Here is a 15,639-nt window from a genome sequence, read left to right on the forward strand (position 1 = left end):
GAAATATCCTTGTGATTTAAAGTTTGGCGCGGATTATAGCAGAATCTAGCTGGCGAAAAAATGAAGCGAAAAAACAAGGGTGGCGATTTGTGGTGCGATAAGTTTGCGCTGTGTGGCTTTGTGCGTGGCTGCATGGCTTTGTGTAGATTTATATGAAGGATAAAACATTGCGATATATTAAAATTTATGATTATTTGCGCGCGGCTGCGGCGTGGCTAGATTCTCGTGGCGCGGATTCTCACAAAGCGGGTTCTTGCAAAGCGGATTTTTGTAGAGCGGATTCTTGCGGCGTGGATTTTTATGATGTAGATTCCAGCACAGAATCCAAAACGCCAGAATTCAAAATCCACGCGCTAGCCTTTGCCTTGCTTTGCGCCCTTTTGATACAAGCGATACAAGCGCCCATTTTGCACGCCTCCACCTCGCCAAAAAACGCCACCTTCCCGCAAGTAGAATGCGACAACCCAAAGCGCTTCACCAAAGCCCAAAGAGACCACCTAGTCTATGCCTACAATTTCGGCGCGCCGCATGGCATGGGCTACACGATGGCAGCTATCGCGTGGCAAGAATCCTGCGCTGGCGAGTATATGATGAATTTCTCCGACCCTTCCGCTGGGCTGTATCACGCGCATATTCCGATGGTGCTGAAGTATTATTCTAGCTACAAAGACACGCCTTTCACGCGCAATGTCATGGGGCAGCTGCTGATAAATGACAGAAAGCTCGCCTCGCAAATCGCGCTAGATAATCTCATATATTGGCACAAACACCACAAAGGCAACTACAAAAACATTATCAAATCCTACAACAAAGGCTTCAAATGGCAGGGCGATAACGCCAGCAACGCGCTAGCAGAATCCTACTATCAAAGCATTTCCAAAAAAGTGCGCGCGCTAGAATCCTATATCCCCAAATACTCGCGCGTGCGTAATCAAAGCACATTTATCGAAGTCGCGGATAAAAATAAGCAAGTAGAGCAGACTTTTAGGGCGTTGCAGGATTCTAAGGTAAATGACTCCAAAGTAAATAAAAGCACCAGCAGTTCCAGCGCCAATGCCAATAAAGCTACACCGCAAACACAAAAAAATCCACAAAAAAGCGCGCCAAAATCTACCCAAAGCCCCGCGCCAAACGCCAAACAACCGCCAAAAAGCACTCCAAAGCCTACACCCAAAGCCCCGCAAGAAACTTACAAAGATATGCTAAAACCGGATGATTTTGTAGAATTGCCCCTAGAAGATATGAGCGCCAAACGCCCGCGCAGCAACAACTTCGACTCCAGCTTTGAGGATTTCAACCTCATGTTTAACCGCTAAGCAATCTAAGCAATAGCCAAATCTAAATTTTGCTTCATTTAGCGACAATCAAACAAGACTTGCTTTAGAAGCTTATTTTAGTATTTTGTATTGCAAATACCAAGGAACAGCCCGATACTGCAAAGCCATATCCATGCGATACTCTGGCATTTATTATCCTCGTGCGAGTTTGGATTAATTTTTGCATATATGGTTATTGCGCTAAAATCCAAAGTTTTGCAAAACTTCGAGCGGTTTTGCGCGCTATTTATTATTTATTCACCAAAATGGTAGTATAAACCGAATGTCGTTTGCAGACACGAGCAAAAGAAATCGTCATCACTAAAGAAACTTTCTTGTCGTCATTGCGAGGAGTGAAGCGACGAAGCAATCTAGCATTTTTTAGTGGAGCAGAATCTAAAAAACCAAAATGGATTACTAAGGCAACCCATTTTTGGTATAGATTACTAAAGAAGCTGACGCTTTGCTTCGTCGCTTTGCTCCTCGCAATGACAAATAAAAACGAGCGCGGCGAGGTTTTAGCAATGACAAAAAGCAGCGTAATGTCATCCAAAATGACGATATAATACCGCGATGATGCCGATATACCACCAAACTACGAAAGGAGGAGCAATGATAAAGCACGCCCAAAGCGCCCCAGCTATCACGCGCACCAGACACGCCCAAAATACCGCGCACGCCAAAGCCACCAAGCCCGCGCAAACTATCAAAGCCGCGCTGTCATCATCACTCCTTTTGCTTGGTTTGGCATTTCCTAGCGTGGCTGTTGCGGCTACGGACATATGGAATAAAGATATGTATTGCTTATATAACAATTCCAGTATTGCATTTACAAATTGTGGCTCTTGGAATTACACGCCAAACACCAACAATTCTAGCAGTGATATATTTTATGTAAAAAGTGGAGAAACTTATCGCGAAGGATTTGGCACATTTGCTTTTACTACCAATTATACAAATGGGACGCTAATCTTTGGAAACGACAAAAAGGAGCAAGGTAGCGGGCAAATACATCTTGGTAGTGGTGGTGGAGGCGGACACACCGCGTATCTTAATGGCACATTTAATGTTAAAGAGGCTTATTTTACTGGCACGCTAACCACAGGAAACAACACAGGTGCGGGTGCGGGTGCTAGTTTGACATTTAACGCAAATGAAAATATCACCACTCAAGGATTTAATGCCAATTTTTGGTCAAACACACAAGGTGCGACGCTAGCGCTAAATAGCAAAAAAGACATAACCATAAACAGCTCCACCTTTACCATAGATGGCTCAAACTCCAATTTTACAGCCAAGGCAAATGGCAAATTTAGCGCAAATGGATTCACACTATCGATGCCCGGCACTACAGAATCTATAAATGCAAACATAAGCGCAAAAGAAATCGACATAAAAAATGGCAGCCTTTCTACTGGGACTTCCTCCACCGCCGGAGTATATAGCACTACTAGCTTTACCTCTACGGGTGGGGATATAAATTTTGATGCTTCTACAACTACAAATTTTAAAACCGAAAATGTAATATTCAAATCAACTAATGGAAGTATAAATCTAGCTGGCACCACCGTTATAAATTCTGGCGAATTGACTACTAACGCAAATATAAACTTTAACTCTGATAAAAATATAACACTAGGCAATGCGGATATAAAAATAAATTATGGCAGTGGCGCACTAAATATGAAAGCGAGCGAGAATTTAACTATTGACAAAATAAATCTAAACTTCGACTTAATAACAGCAGCGACTTACTCCCACGCGACATTTGAAGGCGCAAATATCGATATAAAATCAGGCAATATTACCACCACACCGGGAGCCTCTACTTCCAACTCGCAAATTGATTTCAAAAGTAGCGGGAGCATAAATCTAGGCACTACAAACCTAAACATTCAGCTAGGCACTTCTGGCAAAGGCGGCAGACTAAACTTCAGCGGGGCTAGCCTAACACATACTGGCAAACTAATCGTGGGGCGCGATGGCGAGGGCACTGGCGAGGAACTTTTAGATTCTGGTATTTGGGGCGCGGTGGTGGATATGTCAAATGTCAGTGGCAAAGTGTCGCTTGGCGATTTGTATGCGCGCAAGGGGACATTTATCACCAATAGCGACTTCGCTGCAAAAAGCCTCTATGTGCGCCGGACTACCGGGAATCCAACTACAGATATAAACACGCAAGAAAATAGCAAGCTAACCATCGACACCATAACCATACAAGGCGGTGGAGCTGATAACTCCGGACATAATGCAAGCTTGCGATTTAACCAAAGCGGGATGAAAGCAGGCTCATCGCTCACATCAAAAAATGTAACGCTTAACAACCTCGCCACAATAAACGCTAGCAACATAGAAACCACTAATATACAGAATCTAGTCTTGAAATATGATGCCGAAGCTTACTTCAACCAGCTAAATATCATCGATGCCGGCTCTATCGTCATGGATGTAAATAGCACGATAAATATCAAGCAAAGCTTCAGCGTAGATGTCAAACAATCTGGCAATGCGGTGGATAATTTTGGCACACCGCTGCTGTATGTGGTGAATGCTGGTGCCAATATGTCAAATATCAATATACAAGCTGGCACAATACATCGCTTTATCACTGCAAGCGGTGGGATTTCTTATACTTTCACTACAGCAAGCGGCGCGACAAGCACTTTTCACTGCGATGGCGGGGCAGATACACTAGAAAAATGCACCTATATCAAAAACTCCATAGCTATATATGAAGGCGATAAAGTCAATCCGACGACTAACACCGATGGCAGTATCGACTACACCGCTGGGCGCGTGGATCTAGCTACTGTAGGAAGCAACCTTGGACTAAGATTTGAAAAAGTAGTCGATTATTCAACCATAGGTATCAAAGCGCTTGCGGACAATCCGGACAACCCCTACGACATCGGCGACATACGCTACTATATATGGCAAAAAGGCGGCACCTCCAGAGGCGATGAATATGTATCCAAAATCGCCGGAATCTCAACCACAAGCCTGCGCAATGAGACGATAGAGCAAATACAAAACGGGCAAAAAGTGCTAGATAGCAATGGCAATGCGGTGATGGTAGAAGTAGCAAACTCCGATATTTTCGACTGGATGCAATTCCTAAGCATCCACTCCAAAGGCATCACATGGACTGGCACTAATATCATGGACTATGATATTGACTTTTTCTATGATACTGCCACGCAGCTATACAACACACTAGGGCAAGTCGCCTCCACCGAGCGCAAATCCAGCATGGCAAGCTCCACGCGCCTAGCCGCTGACATCGCCAAAATCCAGCGCCTAGTCAAAGTATCGCGCAGCAATGTCATGGATAGAGGCGATACGAGATTTGCAGAGTATCTAAAAAGCCTAAAAGGCAAGCGATTTGCTTCAAATGATGCTAGCACTAGCGGGGTGGCCAGCGACTACGCAGAATCTAGCGCGCTAGACCCGGCTTTTTTGTATAAATTTTCCAACAGACACGACTATAATAACAACATCTGGGCGACTGCTATCGGGAGTGCGAGCTTCGTCATCAACGGGCATGGCACGCTATATGGGATAAACACCGGGTATGATAGATTTATCCCAGTGGGCGAAAGCGGCGTCATCGTGGGGGCGTTTGGCGCGTATGGCTATGGCTCATACACAGCCGACCTCATCAAAAACCACAGCCACAATGTCAATGCCGGAATCTACTCAAGAGCCTTCATAGGCAACAGCGAGCTAGACCTCAACATCGGCTACACCATAGGCATGAATAACGAAGACATCCACGCCCGCCAAAATGTGTGGCTAAGCGCGCTAGACCAAAGCTATCGCTACAACACGCACACGATGAACCTAAACGCCAGCTATGGCTATGTATTTGGCGTGAAAAATGGCTCGCTCGTGTTTAAGCCAGCAGTGGGGCTTGGCTACTATCTGATGCATGTGGGAGGCATCACAGGCGATAGCGCGCCAGTGAGCGCTAGCGGCGCAGGGTATGGGAATCCAAACTATACTTTTGAGACCAATGAGACCGCGATACAAAGCCCAAAAATCACGCAAAATATGCTGACGCTAAATCTGACACTAGAAACTAGGCAGTATTTTTCTGAAGGTTCGTATTGGTTTGTCAATGTCGGCGGGCAGAAGGATTTGTTTATCTCATCTGGAAGCGTGACAGAAGTGCGCTTCATCGGCAATGGCGCACTAAGCTACAAACAAGGCGATATGCTAAACACGCATCTGCTAGGCACAGCTGGGGGTGAAGTGATGCTAGGCAAACAGACATTTGTCAATTTCGCGCTAGGCGGACGCGCAGGACTTACCTACAAAGACCTAAACATCACCGCAAACCTAGGTGCAAGGTATGTGTTTTAGAGGGTTTTAGTCTGCTTGTTTGGTGATTGTGTTTGTGCGCTTATTTTTTGATTGTTTGTTGCTTTGGTTTAGGTTTATGGAGCAGTAGTTTAGAGATTTTGATGTTTTAGCCACGCAGATTTTTATTTATCATTGCTAAAGAAACTCGCTTCGCTATTCGCAAGGTGGGCTTCTTTAGCAATACACCCATTTTTTTGTCATTGCGAGCAACGTAGTGGCGAAGCAATCTACAAACAAAGCGCTATTTGGATTCTTAATTTATATCAGAATCTAAATATTTATGATTTTATAGATTTTGTCAAATGGATTAAACTTCTGCGTATTTGTAGATTTTTGTGCCAATTGTGGATTTTGTGCTGTTTAGATTCTAGCTTTTTGGTCGCTAATTTTTTTATAGATTGCTTCGCCTTGCGAGGCTTGCACTAGCAAGGCGAAGCAATCTATTTAAGCTGCATTGGCTAAATAGTGGCAATTTTCCTTCCGTCATTGCGAGGAAGCCACAGGCTGACGAAGCAAAACGTAGCTTTTTAGTAATGACGGACTTATTCTAATTTGCAGCCTGCCAGCTATGGCTCGTTGCTATCAAATGCAAAATGTCTTTTATTTATCTCACTTTGTCATTTTGATGTCAGCTATTTATTGCGTTTTAGCACTTTTTGCGTATAATGCGCTTTATTTTTTCACTTAGGGAAGCGATGTTTTTTTTCTCCATAGAGTTTGGTTTGGCGTTTTTGGCGTTTTTTGTGGTGTATTGGCTACTGCGCGCGCATCACCGCTTGCAAAACCTGCTATTGCTGGCATTTAACTACGCGATTTTGTGTTATTTTGGCAGCGTGTATTTTGTGCTGGTGCTGGCGTGTTTTACGCTGTTTATCTATGCGGCGAGTCACGCGATTTCACAGAGTGAGAGCAAATCGGTGTTTCTTGCTTGCGTGGCGTTTGTGGTGCTAAATCTTAGCTTTTTCAAATATTTTGCGAGCTTCAAAGACGGCTTTGAGAATCTATTGCGCTTTTTTGGGCTTGATGTGGCGGATATTGATGTGCTGCTGCCGCTTGGGCTTAGCTTTTATAGTTTTGCGTCTATCACTTATTTGCGCGCGGTGTATGAGGCGAAGCGCGGATTTAGCGACTATGTCTTGCTGAAAAATCCCAAACTAGAATCCTTGCCCGATTTAGCCGCGTATTTGTCATTTTTCCCAACCATCATCGCGGGTCCCATCATGCGAAGCGATATGTTTTTCGCGCAATTCAAAAGCGATAGATTCTGGCGTGCTAAAAACGCGCATCCTATCATCGTCTTGCTGCTACTTGGTATCGTAAAAAAGGTGCTCATCGCCACCTATATCCAAGAATACACCCTGCCCATCCTCACAAATCCGCTAAACTACAATATCGCCGAGCTGCTTATCGGGATTTTTGGCTATAGCGTGCAGATTTATTGCGATTTTAGCGGGTATGTCAATCTCGTGTGCGCGTTTGCTCTGATGCTGGGATTTACCCTGCCGCCAAACTTCAATATGCCCTACACCGCGCGCAATCTCAAAGATTTCTGGGCGAGGTGGCATATAAGCCTTTCGACCTTCATTCGCGATTTTATCTATATCCCTTTAGGCGGGTCGCGCAAGGGATTTTGGCTGACGCAGCTTTTTGTGCTTATCGCCTTTGGGCTCTCTGGAATCTGGCATGGCAACACGATAAATTTCATGATTTGGGGGCTTTTGCATGGCTTTGGCTTAGTGGTGCTAAATGCGCTAAAAGCGCTCGATCTAAGCTTTGGCAAATCGCGTGTGGGCGCGTATCTCGCTTCACTTGTTACCTTTTGCTTCGTGTCGTTTGCGTGGGTGTTTTTCTGCTACAAAGATTTTGGCGATTCTTTAGCTTTCCTAAGCGCGTTTGGTGAGAATCTTCACAAAAGCATCGGTATAAGCGAGCTGATAGTCCTAGCCTGCGGGCTGATATTTTTTAGCATCTATCCATATTTTAGAAATCTCGAGCGCGCCAGCGTGTATTATCTGTATAAAATCCCGCCTTTGCTGAAGCCATTTTTGCTCGGCGCGTTTTTGCTCGTGGTGTTTTGCCTCATGCCTGATGGCATCCCAAACTTCATTTATGCGGGGTTTTGATGAGTATTAGAGATTTTGTAGTTACCCTGCTTATAAGCGCGCTTTTGGTGCTGGTGGTGATGAATAAAAGCATAAATTCTTATATCGAGCAAAAATATCACATGGCACTTTTCAACCCAGAAAATCCCGTGCTTTCACTGCTTGGTGCGCCTAGAGAGTGGCTAGATACGCTAAGGCTAAATCTATTCCCCACGCAAGAGGATCTAGCACTAGAATCCGCTCTGCACGAAGCGCAAGCGGGCGAAAATAGCACCGGCGAAGCAGGCGAAAATAACGAGACAGAATCTAGCGATGAAAACGCAGAGCCACCATACCCGCGCCTAAACGAACAAGGGCAGATCGAGCTAAAAGCGGATTCTACCTTTTTGTTTATAGGCGATTCTATGATGCAGGGCGTGGGGATGACGCTAGGGCGCGAGCTAAAAAAGCTTGGCTTTAGCGTGATAGATATCGCGAGGCAAAGCACCGGGCTTACCTATACTAGCTTTTTTGACTGGGGCAAAACGCTAAAAGAGGCATTCGCCAAAAATCCGCATATAAACATCGTCGTGATGATGGTGGGCGCAAACGACCCCTATAATATGCCAAAAATCAAATACGCCTCGCCTGAATGGGTGGAGATATACGAGCAGCGCATACAGAGCATCCTAGACACCGCGCGCGAGCATGGTGCGCTGGTGGTGTGGTATGAAGCGCCCATCGTCAAAAAAGAGCCGCTAAATGCGCGCCTAGCGTTTCTAAACACGCTCTATAAATCGCGCGTGGAGGCTGCCAAACAGCTATTTTTGCCCTCAAACAGCGCGCTAGCACCCGATGGAATCTACACGCCCTATGTCAAAAACGATCAAGGCAAAAGCATAAAAATGCGTGCGAGCGATGGCATACACTTTAGCGGGGATGGCTCTAGGGCGCTGGGCGCGCTGCTGGTGGAGCGGCTAGAGATTATCAAAGAGGAGGGAGAGGATTCTGGCGATTTGGATTCTGCCAATGTAGATTCTAGGGATTCTGCGGATTCTCGCGATGTAGATTCTAGGGATTTTGGGGGCGTAGATTCTCGCGCAAATAAAGATTCAAATAAAGATTTAAGTAAAGATTCTGCCAAAAACAGCACACGCAAAAAACGAGAAAAAGCAGAATCCACGCGCCACCAGCGCGGGTTTAATGCGGATGCTGACAAAATGGATTCTATAGATTCTGCGGATTCTATGAATTCCGCTGATTCTGATTCTGCCGCTTCTGATTTTGCAGGCTCTGCTTCATCTGCAAATTTTGGCGCGCTGGATTCTAGCAGAGATTCTGGCGCTCTTAATTCTAGTGCTGGCAATGTAGATTCTAGCGCTTCCACAAACGACGCAGAATCTAGCGCACCAAAGCCCGCATCTTTAGAATCCATACTTTTAGATTCTATCCACACTCCACACAAAGCCGCGCGCGCCAGCGATGAGTAGCCATGAGAATTATAAAAATCCGGCTTTGTGACAACCTACATAAACGCGCCTTTGGGATCGCCAGCGATGCGCTGAAATGCGCCTATATTTTGGTATTTTTGGCATTTGCCATGCCACTAGTCGCTTTTGGCGCAGAATCCACCAAAGCACCAGCCGCCAAAAACCAGCAAAAAGCCACACCCGCCAAAACGCCAGCCAAAAACACCACGCCCGCCAAAAAAGCCACGACAAAAACTCCCACCAAATCCACCACCAAAAACACTTCCAAAACCAAAAAACTAAACCTAAAGCCCAAAGTCACGCCCAAACCCCCTACCCCAGAGCACGCGCAGAAAATGATCCAAAAAGCCGAGATCATCGATTTTGGCGAGCCAAATATCCTGCACCTAAAGCGCGCGCTAGAATCCAGCAAGCAAGAAAGCAGCGCAAAAATCAGCATTTTTGGCGACTCGCATATCGCGGGCGATTTCATCCCGCAGCAGTGGCGCAATGCCTTCATGGAGCCAAACGCCATAGGCTTCGCGTATCCGATATTTCCCGTGTATCATCAAAACCTGCTTATCCACTACCAGCACAAGCTTTTTGAGGTGTATAACTCGCGCCTGCAAGCCTACCCAGACTACCCCATGGGCGGCATCGTCGCGCGCGCCAAAAACGAGCAGGCATATATCAAGCTATCGCTAAATTTTCCCAAAGATACGCAGGATTTTTTCGTGCGTGTGGTGTTTAAAGCGCCTAGCAAATTGGGCGCATTTCTCATCACCGACGCGCAGGGCAGGAGCTATCGGCTGGGTGCCAAGCGCATAGATTCTTGGGAGATCACAGAGCCTATGAAGCTGCGCTTTCCTATCACCATCCAAGTCCTGCTGCCAAACGCCGCGCTTGGCGGGTATTTCATCACCACTGAAAAGGTGGCTAAAAATAACGATGCTTTCGTGTCGCACATGGGCGCAAATGGCGCTAGGAGCGACATCTGGACGAAGTGGAACAAAGAGCTTTTGCGCCAAGAGCTAGGGCTCATCCAATACGATCTCATCGCACTCTCTTATGGCTCAAATGATGCGATGCTAAGTCCTTTTGATGAGAAGGCTTACAAGCAGCGATATAGCGAGCTTATAGAGCTTTTGCGCGAGTGCAATCCGCGCGCCTCGATCCTCATCATCGCCCCGCCAAAAGTCCTCACAAAGCCCAAAAACGCACAAAACTACAAAGTCACGCCAAGCTTTGAAGCCGTGCGCAAGGCTACCAAGCAAGTGGCGAAGGCAAATAAGACGCTGTATTTTGATATGTATGACTTCATCGAGGATAATGGCGGCAAGGATAAGTGGATCTCGCTAGCACTTTCCAAAGCGGATGTGCATCTCACGCCTTATGGGTATCGGCTGGTGGCGGATGCGATGAGTGCGGGGCTGGTGAAGCTGCTAGGCAAAATCCCATCCAAAAAGCTAGATGAAGAGAGCACAAAAGGCAAAAAGGCAAAAGGCGCTAAGGATAAGGGCGCAAAGGGCAGTGGCGCAGAATCTAGCGAGGTGGATTCTGGGGTGGATTTTGGAGATTCTGGTGCGGCTGGCGCGGGCGTGGCTGGTGCAAATGTGGCTGGTGTGGGCACGGCGGGCGTAGGTGCGGCGGGTAATGAGGCGGATTCTAGCACAGAATCTAAAAATGCAGAATCACAAAAAGCGGATTCTCAAAAGATAGATTCTAGTAGTGCGAAAAATGCAGAATCTAAAGCTTTAGATTCTGGCACATCAAAAGACAACGATACAGATTCTAAAACCGCCGAGCCAAAAGACACTAAAGCGCATATAGAATCCAAAACGCCAGAATCCGCCAATCCTGCCAACGCATCACAATCGCAAAATGTAGAATCTACCAATCCGCCAAAACAGGCAGAGCAGCCGCGCCCAGCAGAATCCACCAATTCACTAAAACAAACAGGGCAGACAGGGCAACCACACCCAGCAGAATCCACAAACACCCCCAAACCAGCCAACACCCCAGAATCCACTAATCCACCAAAGCCAGCCAGCACGCAAGATACACCAAACGCTACAGAATCTACAAACGCCATCAAACCAAACGCAAATAATTCTACAAACTCGCCAAAGCAGCCAAATGCAAGCGATTTGCAAAACCCGCTAGAGCCACCACTTCCAGCACCCAGCAGCGCCCCACAAGAAGTTTGGCAAAAAGACTGGCAAGATTTAGAGCTAAAAGAACTCTAAAGCGCCCAATCCACTCCACAAATGAAATGCCAAAACAATGCAAAAAATTGCCAAAAATTTCTAGATTTGCAAGCAAAATAAAATACATAAAAGTTGGATTCTAGATTTTACGCAGATAAAATGATAGAAAAAGCCCTAGAATCTAGCAAATGCTTAAACTAGATTCTAGGCTGAAAGTTGCAAGATAGCAAGATTTTGGATTCTAGCGCAAGATGTAGCCTTAAATACTCGCGCCAGCGTTTATGATAGCGCTTATTTCACCGCGTTTATCGCCGCTTCGTAGTTTGGCTCATTGGTGATTTCATCACAGATTTCTTGATACACTAGCTTGCCAGCACCATCCACCACCAGCACCGCGCGCGTCAGCAACCCTCTAAGCGGAGAATCCTCTAGCAAAAGCCCATATTTCTCGCCCAGCTCTTTTTGGACAAAATCGCTCGCTGGCACGACATTTTCGATGCCTTCAGTCGAGCAAAATCGCCCCATAGCAAAGGGCAAATCCATGCTCACCACATACACCACCGCATTTGGCAGGCTCGCCGCTTTTTCGTTAAATTTTCGCGTCTGCATCGCGCACACGCCGGTATCTAGGCTTGGGACGATGTTTATCACTTGTGTTTTGCCCTGCGCGCCGCCGACTTTGACTTCGGAGAGATCTTTGCCGACAAGATTCACTTCTGGCACGCTATCGCCCACTTTTAGCGCCGCTCCTTTGAGTTTGGCTGGCGTTCCTTTAAATTTCACGCTCATTTGTTGTCCTTTTTTGTGATTTTTGCTTTACAATTGCATTTTGCATTGCAAGTTGATATTGTAATGTGTGGAGTTAAATATTTGATTGCGCGATGATAACAAAGGATAAAAATGTCAAAAAAGCACTATCTCATCGATACTTCTGTGATCCTCGATGATCCGCAAAATCTCATCCACCTCTATGAAAACGCCAAAAATACGCTCTATGTGAGCGACATCGTGCTAGAGGAGCTTGACAAGAAAAAGGGGGCTAGCGAGGTGGGGTATCTCGCGCGCGAGTTTTTCCGAAGCATAGTGGATAAGCAGGATGATTGGCGCGAGGCAGAATCTAGCGGGGGCGTTAGCGCGGGCGCGGATTTGGATTCTGGCGCGAGTTTGGATTCTAGGGATTCTAACATGGGCTTAGATTCTGCCACAGATTCCACCTCGAGAAAAAATCCAGAATCTAGCACCACACCACACACAAAATCCACCGCCAATCTCCCCACTAGCCTTTCTTCACGCGCCGCCAAAAAGGGCGATTTCCTGCGCGTCATCTATTATGAAAGCAGAGATGTGACAATCCCAATCATTGTCATCTATCGCCCGCACTACAAAACCACCGCGCTAGATTATGGGCTAAACGACGCCAAAATCGCAGAAATAGCAAGCGACTATCGCTTGATTTTGCTAACCAATGACATGGCGCTAAAAATCCGCTCCATCGCCAAAGGCATCAAAGCGCAATCCCTGCGCCGCGACAGAGTCGAGAATCCTAGCGATATCGACTTTTGGCATAGGTTTTTGCTACACAAAGACAGCGATATAGCGCGCCTTGAGAAAAGCAAAGAGTTCAAGCGCCTAAGCCAATGGAGTCTCATCCAAATCGATGAGCAAGACAACACCGATAGCTCGCTGTATCTCACCGGCAAAAAGCGCTTTGGCATCAAGGTAGAATCTAGGTTTGAAGAGCTTTTGCTCGATGAAATCATCAAAGAAGCAAACCCCTATGTAGCGCCTATGAATCTCGAGCAAAAAATGCTTTTTTGCCTGCTGACACATAAGAAAAACATCGCCACAGGCTCCACAGGCTCCACAGGCAGCGGCAAAACGCTAATCGCACTCCAAGCTGGAATCCACCTCGTGCGCCACAATATCGTCGATGGCATCATCTACCTTCGAAACACTATCACGGCCAATGACAAAGAAGCAGAGCTAGGGTTTCGCAAAGGCGATGAGGAGCAGAAGCTTGGGTATTTTATGTATCCGCTTTATAGCGCGATAAACTTCACTATCGACTCGCTGCAAAACTCCAACCTAAAAAACTATCTAGAATATCGCGGCGATGTCAATACCATACACAAAGAGGATGCCACGGAGCATTTTTTGAAAAAGCATCATATACAGGTGGTAGATATCGCGCACGCGCGGGGCATCACGATACGGCGAAAGTTTGTGATATTTGATGAGGCGCAAAACGCTTCAAACGCGACGATAAAGCTTGTGGGCACGAGGCTTGGCGAGGAGAGTCGTATCGTGTTTTTGGGCGATTGGGCGCAGATAGACCACCCATATCTAAGTAAATTTCGCAATGGCGCGGTGAGTCTGCTGCAAAAAGCACTGCAAGAAAACATCATCGCTGGAATCCAGCTAAGGCAGACGATACGAAGCAACATCGCGCAATGGTTTGGTGAGAGTTTTTAGGTTGTGGTGCGGCGACAGATAATTATATATTACAGTGCATAGCAAGGCAACCATTTTAGGCTTTGTATATTTTATATTTTTGCAAATATGTTCTACATTCTAAACAATCTATACACCAGCACATACCCGATGATAAACGCCACACAAGTAATCATAAGCACCAAAGTATTGGCATAAAAAAGCGTGGCAATCGCGATAAATGGGATATTTACGCAAACAATTATAAGCGAGGTTAGTGGGTTATTGCGAAGGCGTTTGAAAAGGAGCATATGCAAGTGCAGAGAATCCGGCTGCATCGCCGATTTACCCACCGATACCTTGCGAACTATTGAAAACAATACTTCCCATATAGGATATATCATCACGCAGAATCCATACCATGGGCTTACTATCGAGCTTGGCTCTTGCGTGAGTAGCACGAGTATCATCGCTAGCCCAAAGCCCAGAAAATACGCGCCGCCATCGCCTAAAAATATCTTGCCGCTTGGGAAATTTAGCACCAAAAAACCAAGCGTCGCACTCATCATGATAGCCGCTACGCTGGCGATGAGGGGCATATCCACCTGCGTGGATACGATGATGATGGACGCGCACACGCACAGCGCGACGCCCCCGCTCAAGCCATTGAAACCATCGATGATATTTATCGCATTGCACACACCTACCACCGCAAACACGCCAAACGCCAGCCCCAGCCAAAATGGAAACTCAAAGCCAAGCCCCAAGTCCCTAAGCCACGCATTTGACATGCCCGCACACACGATGCTAGCGCCGATACACTGGATAAGTAGTCTTAGCTTTGGGCTAAGCGAGACGCCCATATCCTCCAAAAATCCGCTCGCAAACACAACAACCCCAGCTATCAAAAAATGCACCCACTCCGAGCCAAACGCCTCGAAATACTGCAAACCAATATTTTGCAAGCAAAGCGCGCCAAATCCCACCAAAACGCCCGCCAAAATCCCGACGCCACCAGCGCGCGGCGTGGGCTGATAGTGGAATCTCTGGGGCTTGGATGAGTGGCTAGAGTCGATGAAAAGCTGGTATTTTTGGCTAAGCGCAATCACTGCGCGCAAAGTGGCAAAGCTTACCAAAAATACCAACACATAGCTAAGAGCAAATGGCATAATCAAAAATCCTTTGGTGATTTTTTGTGACTTTTTGTGTTTTCTAAAGGCCTTGATTCTTGGCAGAATCTTTCTGCAGAATCTATGGCTTGCGCGCGCGATGCTCCAAATATCTTCAAACCCAGCCTTCTGTCAAATCCCGCTTTCTGCGCGCTTTTCAATAAAAGCCTATCGGCGCTTATTTATAAAACTTTTGATTCTAGCAAAAACTTTTTATTTATAGGCTTAAGATATGGCGATTTTGATAATCTCTGCGTAGATTGGTTAAAATATCAAGGCGTGCAAATGCCAAAATGGCAGAATCTAAAAATTTGCGAAACAAATTTTAAACTTGAAAATTTATCTATATATGGCACAAGTTTCGGATTCTATTTTTCTGAATTTTTAGCCTTGTAGTCGTCAAACCTTTGCGCTTATCCTTATCCCTAGTCGCCTTCCTTTTCTAAAGAAACTGCGCCTACGGCTTGTTTTCGCAGGGGGACATGGGGCTTAAATTACTGAAGAAACGGCGCTTTGCTTGTTTTAGGCGAAGACCGCCCCCTAGTCCCTGTCTCTTGTACACGTCTGGCGCGGGGGTCGGCCCCGTTCGTCGTGTTGCTCGGGGG

The 15,639-nt window shown here is 46.3% G+C and carries 9 protein-coding genes; 7 read left to right on the forward strand and 2 right to left on the reverse strand.

Translation table 11 applies throughout. The annotated features are described in order from the left end of the window. Positions 1–167: 167 nt before the first annotated feature. The 6 genes from BKN38_RS03790 to BKN38_RS12180 all read left to right on the forward strand — a co-directional run bounded on the left by BKN38_RS03790 (position 168) and on the right by BKN38_RS12180 (position 11,474). Complete coding sequence (locus BKN38_RS03790) at positions 168–1,316, forward strand: hypothetical protein (protein WP_066455471.1); 1,149 nt, start codon at positions 168–170, stop codon at positions 1,314–1,316. Positions 1,317–1,606: 290 nt separating this feature from the next. Beyond that, entirely contained in the window at positions 1,607–1,882 is a 276-nt protein-coding gene (locus BKN38_RS10555) for a hypothetical protein (RefSeq protein ID WP_143000196.1), read from the forward strand. A gap of 46 nt (positions 1,883–1,928) precedes the next feature. Further along, entirely contained in the window at positions 1,929–5,678 is a 3,750-nt protein-coding gene (locus BKN38_RS03795) for a vacuolating cytotoxin domain-containing protein (protein ID WP_066455473.1), read from the forward strand. Between the two features lie 695 nt (positions 5,679–6,373). Next, on the forward strand, positions 6,374–7,801 hold the full coding sequence (locus tag BKN38_RS03800; RefSeq protein WP_066455475.1) for an MBOAT family protein: 1,428 nt from the start codon (positions 6,374–6,376) through the stop codon (positions 7,799–7,801). Next, on the forward strand, positions 7,801–9,249 hold the full coding sequence (locus BKN38_RS03805; protein WP_066455477.1) for a GDSL-type esterase/lipase family protein: 1,449 nt from the start codon (positions 7,801–7,803) through the stop codon (positions 9,247–9,249). The genes BKN38_RS03800 and BKN38_RS03805 overlap by 1 nt, the downstream gene beginning before the upstream one ends. Positions 9,250–9,251: 2 nt before the next feature. Next, complete coding sequence (locus BKN38_RS12180) at positions 9,252–11,474, forward strand: GDSL-type esterase/lipase family protein (RefSeq protein WP_066455479.1); 2,223 nt, start codon at positions 9,252–9,254, stop codon at positions 11,472–11,474. 252 nt (positions 11,475–11,726) lie between these two features. Here the strand turns inward: BKN38_RS12180 and tpx are convergent, their stop codons facing one another. Then, positions 11,727–12,224 carry a thiol peroxidase gene (gene tpx / locus BKN38_RS03815; RefSeq protein WP_066455483.1) on the reverse strand — a complete coding sequence of 166 codons (498 nt, stop codon included), beginning with the start codon at positions 12,222–12,224 and terminating at the stop codon, positions 11,727–11,729. 111 nt (positions 12,225–12,335) lie between these two features. Between tpx and BKN38_RS03820 the strand changes: the two genes are divergently transcribed. Then, positions 12,336–13,907 (forward strand): PhoH family protein, encoded by a 1,572-nt coding sequence (locus BKN38_RS03820; protein WP_082942523.1) that lies wholly within the window; start codon positions 12,336–12,338, stop codon positions 13,905–13,907. Between the two features lie 92 nt (positions 13,908–13,999). Here BKN38_RS03820 and BKN38_RS03825 read toward each other — a convergent pair whose 3' ends face one another. Further along, positions 14,000–15,034: a glycosyltransferase family 4 protein gene (locus BKN38_RS03825; RefSeq protein ID WP_066455486.1), complete on the reverse strand. Its 1,035-nt coding sequence runs from the start codon at positions 15,032–15,034 to the stop codon at positions 14,000–14,002. Between the last annotated feature and the right edge of the window lie 605 nt (positions 15,035–15,639).

The organism is Helicobacter sp. CLO-3 (genome assembly GCF_001854545.1).
In the GTDB taxonomy this organism is placed as follows: domain Bacteria; phylum Campylobacterota; class Campylobacteria; order Campylobacterales; family Helicobacteraceae; genus Helicobacter_B.

Bases quoted from the DNA above. Each gene is read 5' to 3' on its own strand.
- BKN38_RS03795 (WP_066455473.1), top strand. From the start codon at position 1,929: ATGATAAAGCACGCCCAAAGCGCCCCAGCTATCACGCGCACCAGACAC.
- BKN38_RS03800 (WP_066455475.1), top strand. From the start codon at position 6,374: ATGTTTTTTTTCTCCATAGAGTTTGGTTTGGCGTTTTTGGCGTTTTTT.
- BKN38_RS03805 (WP_066455477.1), top strand. From the start codon at position 7,801: ATGAGTATTAGAGATTTTGTAGTTACCCTGCTTATAAGCGCGCTTTTG.
- BKN38_RS12180 (WP_066455479.1), top strand. From the start codon at position 9,252: ATGAGAATTATAAAAATCCGGCTTTGTGACAACCTACATAAACGCGCC.
- tpx (WP_066455483.1), bottom strand. From the start codon at position 12,224: ATGAGCGTGAAATTTAAAGGAACGCCAGCCAAACTCAAAGGAGCGGCG.
- BKN38_RS03820 (WP_082942523.1), top strand. From the start codon at position 12,336: ATGTCAAAAAAGCACTATCTCATCGATACTTCTGTGATCCTCGATGAT.
- BKN38_RS03825 (WP_066455486.1), bottom strand. From the start codon at position 15,034: ATGCCATTTGCTCTTAGCTATGTGTTGGTATTTTTGGTAAGCTTTGCC.